Raw genomic sequence first — 7,342 nt, forward strand, 5'->3', positions numbered from 1 at the left:
GTTGATTTTAAATGTTTAAATATTTGTTATATGTCTTATATAAGACCTTGTTGCTTCGCAAAAAATGTCCTATTATTTCTCTCAACGGAATTCACTTTTCATTAGTTTTAACAGTTTCATTTATTTTGCCCACAGGAGAGAACCATGACGACACGCGAACAACAGATTGCTGAATTGCAAAAAGACTGGGATACCAATCCACGCTGGATCGGTATCAAACGTAACTACACCGCAGCAGACGTAGTTAATCTGCGTGGCTCGATCAAAGTTGAGCACACACTGGCGAAAAACGGCTCCATCAAGCTGTGGGATCTGGTTAATAACGAACCATTCGTCAACGCCCTCGGCGCATTGACTGGCAACCAGGCGATGCAACAAGTTAAAGCGGGCTTGAAAGCTATCTACCTGTCCGGCTGGCAAGTTGCAGGCGACGCCAACGTTGCTGGCGAAATGTATCCAGATCAATCTTTGTATCCAGCCAACTCAGTACCATTGGTTGTTAAGCGCATTAACAACTGCCTGACACGTGCTGATCAAATCCAATGGTCTGAAGGCAAAGGCGATACAGATTTCTTCGCACCAATCGTGGCCGATGCAGAAGCCGGTTTCGGCGGTGTATTGAACGCGTTTGAATTGATGAAAGCCATGATCGAAGCCGGTGCATCAGGCGTCCACTTCGAAGATCAATTAGCTTCTGTTAAAAAATGCGGCCACATGGGCGGTAAAGTATTGGTACCAACACGTGAAGCAGTAGAGAAATTGAACGCAGCACGTCTGGCAGCGGACGTCATGGGCACACCAACCGTGTTGCTGGCACGTACCGATGCAGAAGCAGCTGATCTGATCACATCTGATGTCGATGACAATGACAAGCCTTTCCTGACTGGCGAGCGCACTGTTGAAGGCTTCTACAAAACTAAACCAGGTCTGCAACAAGCGATCTCCCGTGGCCTGGCTTATGCCGAATACGCCGACATGATCTGGTGCGAAACTGGTAAGCCTGATCTGGAATTCGCAAAAGCATTTGCTGATGCAATCCATGCCAAGTTCCCAGGTAAATTGTTGTCCTACAATTGCTCACCATCATTCAACTGGAAGAAAAATCTGGATGACGCAACAATTGCCAAGTTCCAAAAAGAATTGGGCAAAATGGGCTACAAATTCCAATTCATTACACTGGCTGGTTTCCATGCATTGAACTACGGCATGTTCAACCTGGCACATGGCTATGCACGTAACCAGATGTCCGCTTTCGTCGAATTGCAAGAAGCAGAATTCGCCGCAGCAGAAAAAGGCTTTACAGCAGTCAAGCATCAGCGTGAAGTTGGTACAGGTTACTTTGATGCAGTGACACAAGTCATTCAACAAGGCCAATCGTCTACGACAGCGCTGCATGGCTCGACAGAGGACGAACAATTTTTCGACGCTAAAAAAGTCGCTTAATTGATTTCAGTTTTAGCGTAAATTACGCTGAACTGTAAGTAGTAAAAAGAAAAATCGCACGATGCAGATCGTGCGGTTTTTTTATCTTTATGGCGTTCCTTTGAGCAAGGCTTGTATGGCCTACGTACCCGGCTGAAGCATCGCAGCCATTTTCTGATGGATCAGGTTAACCGCCTTCAGTGGACGAAGCATCACTTTAAACTCTGTGATCTTACCTTCCTTATTCCATTTGATCATATCAACACCATTAATCGCGATGCCATCTAACTCCAGCTTAAATTCAAGAATCGCATCGTGATCGCCCGTGAGCTCCCGAACATAATGAAACGATTCATTGGCAAACACGTGAAGCGCAGCGCTGAGATATTGCTTCGTGATGCTTTTTCCGACTTGAGGCGTATTCACCACTGGCGAATAGAAGACAGCATCCTCAGCAAGTAACGCATCAAGTTCTCGCGTATTGTGTTCCTTAACGAGTTGATGCCAGATCGCGATTGGGTCAGACGACATAAATTTTCTCCAGAACGTGGATGAGGTGTAGTGGGGCGAATCAGGGGGGTGTTTTTTTCCAAAGATAACCGGCAAAACGGAGTCGCATAATTTGTTTCAAGCATCGTCTTAAGTACAAGACAAGTATAAAACTTGCGCTTGCACATTGAGGAATATCAATGTCGTTATATATACTCCCCCATCAATTGATATAAATATGTCTTCTCGCCTAAGTAATACGTGGGCACGTTAAATATACATAGTAGGAGTATTTGTAAAAGACGGTGTGTGAAACACATTCTGCGCTCGCTCGCGAATCATTCCTGCTCTGGTGTGGCAATGATATGGAAGAGCCCCCACCCGTGACCATCGGGGTCCACGAAGCTGTGCGAATACATGAAGCCTAAATCCTCGGGCTTATCATAGGTTGAACCGCCCGCAGCGAGTGCCTTAGCAACCAGACCATCTACCTCTTCGCGGCTCTCACAGTTAAGATTGATCAGCATTTCTACAGCCTTGCTGGTATCGCAAATATCTTTTGGCGTAAAGTCTCGAAATCTATCCCGAGTACACAACATAACAAAAATCGTGTCGCTGATGACAATGCATTCGCCGCTGTCACTAGAGAACTGTGGATTGTTTGCAAACCCAAGCGCCTTGAAAAAGGCCAGCGATTTGGGTAAGTCGTAAACCGGCAGATTCAGGAATATTTGTTTGCTCATGTAATTCACCTTTTTATCGCGGGTAAGAATGAAGTTTTTTACTGCCTAACGTGATTTCATTTTCATGTCGCAAAGATAGCCGACAAAATAAGAATAGACAATTTTTTTAAATCGCTTGAGAGTCGGATGGAGGTTGAGCATATTTGTTTGCCCTAATAAATATGCGACAAAAGTAGGTGGCGTTTCACGAACCAAACTGCGTTTAAAACTAAGGTGCGCACGCATAATGATGTGCGATGCTATTGCATATACTCCTTATGAGTTCGTGACAATATGCCTTCTTGCCCAGATAATTTGACTCCATGTTCTTGACCTCAATTGACGGATGTCCCGTGGAACCGTGCGTTTGGAATCACCTGCGATCGCTCGCTCAGTTCCACGTCGACATCATCACCCGAAAATTTCAGGCGGAACTGGTACATGTTGATGTTGCCTATTTCGTTGTACTCGACGAGAAAGGTACCGTCGGCTTCCCACGCTCCGCTGACTGCAACTGGCAAGCCAAAATTGCCGCCAGCAGATACGCGTGGAACCCCGTCTAGTCCGATCGGTCTTAATGGATCGCTTCGATGGCCTAGTTCTAGCTGAAGGTGCGCAACCTCAGTTCCTGAAAACGTGAGGACAAAGGACTTCAGGTCGATTGGGTTCGCCGTGAGCGTATACCGCCTGCCCGAAACCTTCTTTAGCAGATGCGGGATAGGTGACACTGGACGAGGCGGCGTTGCCGCATCTTTCACAGCAGCCGTTAACCGGGCAGCCGCTGACGGATTTTCAGGCATGGGCTGATCGGACTTGATGGCGCGACCTATGAACGCACCAATATCGCCAGGCTCGAACTCTCCGCCCGTAAAAACGACGACAACGTTCTTCTCCGGGGAGACGCTGATACGTTGACCGCCCCGACCGAGTGCTTCGAACAGCGGCGGTTGCCTGTTCGGATAAATCCAGAATCCATATCCATATTTCGTATCGCTGCTCATCGGCAAGGAACGTCCCTGAATAGCAGCTTCCATCAACTTCTCCGGAACGAGTTGTCGGTCTTCCCAGCGACCTTTGTTCAACCACAGATACCCTAATTTCGCCATGTCGCGGGGTTCGAGGTGGAGGTCGCCCCAGCCATACGACACACCGTGGGCATCGGCCGGCCATGCTACGTTGCCGATGCCGAGTGGGTTAAACAGTTCATGGCGTGCGAAATCGAGTGCGCTCATGCCTGTCGCCTTTGTGATCGCGCTAGAAAGGATGTGCATTCCGCCGGAGCAATACTCGAAATGGCTTCCGGCCTCATCGCGCATCGGGAGATCCAGCATAAACTGGGTCCAATCGGCACTTTTCCTCATCTGGGACAGTGTGATCTCGCCGAGGCTGGCGTGGCAGTCCAACCCGGAGGTCATCGTCAGCAAATGCTCGATGGCCATACGTTTTTTTTGCTCGTCCAGGTTCGCGATTCTTCGTTGGTTGAAGACCGAAGTCAGCGACTGGCGAAGCTCCAGCTCGTGCTTGCCGATTGCGATCCCGACGAGCGTCGACGTAACGCTCTTCGTCACTGACGCGACATCGTGGAATTGTCCATCCATGAACGGCCAGAAATAGGCATCCAGTACGACATAGCCATTGCGAACGATGGTCAGGCTGTGGATCGGCGTATGGTGGTCGCGAATGTAGTCAAACGCGCCGGCCAGCACCTGGGAATCCATCCCTTGCGCTTCCGGGGAGGAGTAGCGCCATCCGTGCGTGGGCCAGTATGTCTCTTGCGCCCATGCACTACGCACACCTGCGCCGTTGAGAACAGCCGCACACATGACACACACAGTAACGAAGCGTTTGGAAATCCGCACAAAATCTCCTGCATCTGATGTCGCTAACAAATGATTTAATTTTTATTTAAGAATGATACCCGACGTAACATAAATAGGAGGCTTGACCTACATTTCTTCAACTGATCATGAAGACAACCGTGCGTTCCACGCACCGCATTAGATGTAAAAAATTATAATTAAAGCGTAACAATATGAATGTTGTTACGCATATACTTATTTCTAATAATAGCTATAAATACATTTTCTTGTTCAGATGATGTAAGAACACTCTAGATATACATTTAGGGAGTATTTATAAAAGACGGTGCGTGGAACGCACCCTACGCTTGCTGGGGGAGGGCTGGAAAGCCGCCATCAATAAGCATCGTCTTCGAAAGGATGATCGAGGCCACCGACGGCGGGCTTCGCGCTTACTCCTGGCTTGATTAGAGCCATGGTCGCGTAACGAGCGGCCATCGCATCCAGCATTTTGTTTAGCGTAGCGCTCGAATAGTAGCGACCGTTTGAAATCACCGCTACGATCCTGCGCGTGTTCGAAATCTTCTCGAAAGGGTCGGCGTCAAGGAGTACGAGGTCGGCCCGTTTTCCTATCTCAACAGTACCGCGATCAGCACCAAAACCTAGAAAATCGCTGGCCTTCCGGGTATCAGCAAAAAGAATTTGCTGCGGCGTCAGTCCCGCCCTGGCCAACGCCTCGAACTCATCGTGCAAAGAAAAACCAGGCGCCACGCCAGGAAGGAAGGCGTCCGTTCCGGGGATTACGGGAATGTCCGCGTCAATAAATTCTTTCACCAGTTTTCGGTTGAACGCGGTGATTGCTTCGACCAAGGCGAGCCGAGCAGGTGGCGAGTTGGCATAACCATTGCGATCCACCCACATGGTTCGCGTAAGCGGGTGCAGGAAACGGGGTTCGGACAGGTTTTTAATAAAGGCCGGATCTCGCATTTGCTGCAAGATGCGTTCGTCGGTGATCAGAGTGGTTGCCAGCCATAAACCATTCGCCTTCGCGAGTGCTACAAATTCTGGAATCTTGGCATATGCGTCGGCAACATCCTTGGCTTGGAAGGCAAACTCTTCGGCATGCACTACCATCGAATAACCCGCGTCCAGCCAAGGCTGGCTGAGGTCTGCCTTCTTGCGTGGAAGGTGCCCGACAACCCGCATGCCTTGCTTGCGCGCCTCGTCAACGATGGCGACGAAAGTTGGCGTATCAAGGTTGCTATAGGCCTTCACGAAATCGTAGCCGTCCGCCTTGACGTCGCGAACCACTTGGCGGCCATCGGCTGGCGTGGACGCCGAGCGTGACAATCCCGCCGGCAACATAGCGGGATCACCGTCAACCATCGCTGCCAGCGCCATGTGCGGACCAAGCACTCTGCCGCTTTCGATTTCAATCCGTTGCCCGATAGATTCGGACATCGCGGACATGTTGACGATCTGCAGCACGCCATTGGCTACATATGGCAAAAAAATGTCTTCGGTGCGCACCGTGCCGTTAGGCACATCTTCAGTTCCAAGCAGCAGCCGTGCGAGGCGGTCATTTTCGGGATGCGTGTGCATGTCTGTCAGTGATGGCATCAGCCACTTTCCTGCGCCGCTCACACGCCGAACGCCTTTTGGAATATGAATTGTCTTAGCGGACCCAACTGCCTCAATACGCCCATTGCGAAGAATCACAGTCATATCGCGCAGAACGGTATCCGCATCGGTCATCGGAAGAACGGTGACGCCCTCAATTGCGAGCGCAGCCCCGTTTGCAGCCTCGTTGGGCATACTCGCGGCACTTTTTGTAAGTAAGTCTGCCGCCGCTACCGGTAAACTCAAACTCGCCACATGTAGAATGGCCGCCGTGGTGAGCGCGCGACAAAACAACATTCTAATAGACCGTTGAGAAAAATTGAAAACGCTCATTGTTGTATCGCTCAAAATTATGACTTCCGTCTGGTGCTGCCAATTCATAAAAAATGGAATCGTAAGTCTTTAGGTGCCAAAAAATGATGATAGTCAACTTTGTGGCTCCGTCTCGGGATTCGGCGTTTGGGTCTGTGCGATGCGTTATGCGGATTTGATGACGCCTAACGCTCGAGATCAGGGGGAGCCAGCTTGCTGGCGATCCCCTAGATTGAGTTGTTAGGCCGCGGCTGGCCTTGGGTGGTTTTGCCTCGTGCATTTTGCATTACTGCTGCGTCTTTCTATTCCGAGTTCGACGATTGATCTTTGGAAGATTGGACGCCGCTTCGTCAAAAGAACAGCCTGCGCCATGGAAGCCTGTGCAATTGAGCTCCTGCGTGACATGTGCTGCGTTGTTGCTTACTGTAATTGACACGACACAGGTCTCTTTATCTTCAGTTTTGGTCAACGTGATCTTGTCTTTAATCAACTTTCCAACACCACTCAAGCCACCGCCACAAGAGCTGCCTGCTGTAGCTTCATTTAACGTGATTTGTACAAAGGCGCTGTCTTCAGACTGCTTTTTGATCTTGATGCTTGACCCGAATGGAATATTGCCCAGCGGATGGTCCTTGATTCTGTAAGAGTGACCGTAGGCGCCAGAGATTTTATCCGCCGCGAGACATGTTGCCGCTATAAGCAATGCACCCATGATAACGAATAATTTTTTCATAGGCCTAACGTTTGAGATGAGAGGCGGCGCCCGGCTTGCCGGGTGACGTCCTCTCGATTGATGGAATGGACTCTCCCGCCTTTTTGCGCGATATTAAGCGCACTGGTTCACATTGGGTATGGGGATCAGATTTCAACGCGAGGAGTCCACTATGAATGCTACTACCGTGGCCGTTGATTTGGCCAAATCTGTGTTTCAACTTGCTGTTGCCGATACGCAATGGCGTGTAATCGAACAACATCATT

General features: G+C 49.7%; 6 protein-coding genes. 1 reads left to right on the forward strand and 5 read right to left on the reverse strand.

The genetic code is table 11. From position 1 onward, the window contains the following. Positions 1–144: 144 nt before the first annotated feature. Positions 145–1,443, forward strand: coding sequence for an isocitrate lyase (gene aceA, locus ACO0K3_RS09640; RefSeq protein WP_422984015.1), 1,299 nt, complete (start codon positions 145–147; stop codon positions 1,441–1,443). 120 nt (positions 1,444–1,563) lie between these two features. On the opposite strand, the gene ACO0K3_RS09645 is transcribed toward aceA, so the two are convergent. From ACO0K3_RS09645 to ACO0K3_RS09665, 5 genes are all read right to left on the reverse strand, one after another. Further along, a complete protein-coding gene (locus tag ACO0K3_RS09645; RefSeq protein ID WP_422984017.1) occupies positions 1,564–1,953 on the reverse strand; it encodes a nuclear transport factor 2 family protein in 390 nt (129 codons plus the stop codon). Between the two features lie 296 nt (positions 1,954–2,249). Next, the gene (locus tag ACO0K3_RS09650; RefSeq protein ID WP_422984019.1) at positions 2,250–2,654 is read right to left on the reverse strand and encodes a VOC family protein; all 405 of its coding nucleotides are present in this window, start codon (positions 2,652–2,654) and stop codon (positions 2,250–2,252) included. A gap of 314 nt (positions 2,655–2,968) precedes the next feature. Next, positions 2,969–4,492, reverse strand: a complete 1,524-nt coding sequence (locus ACO0K3_RS09655) for a serine hydrolase domain-containing protein (protein WP_422984021.1) — start codon at positions 4,490–4,492, stop codon at positions 2,969–2,971. Between the two features lie 336 nt (positions 4,493–4,828). Further along, a complete protein-coding gene (locus ACO0K3_RS09660) occupies positions 4,829–6,400 on the reverse strand; it encodes an amidohydrolase family protein (RefSeq protein WP_422984023.1) in 1,572 nt (523 codons plus the stop codon). Between the two features lie 250 nt (positions 6,401–6,650). Then, positions 6,651–7,097, reverse strand: coding sequence for a hypothetical protein (locus ACO0K3_RS09665; protein ID WP_422984025.1), 447 nt, complete (start codon positions 7,095–7,097; stop codon positions 6,651–6,653). Between the last annotated feature and the right edge of the window lie 245 nt (positions 7,098–7,342).

Origin of the sequence: Undibacterium sp. Rencai35W (assembly GCF_049340185.1) — a bacterium.
In the GTDB taxonomy this organism is placed as follows: Bacteria; Pseudomonadota; Gammaproteobacteria; order Burkholderiales; family Burkholderiaceae_D; genus Undibacterium.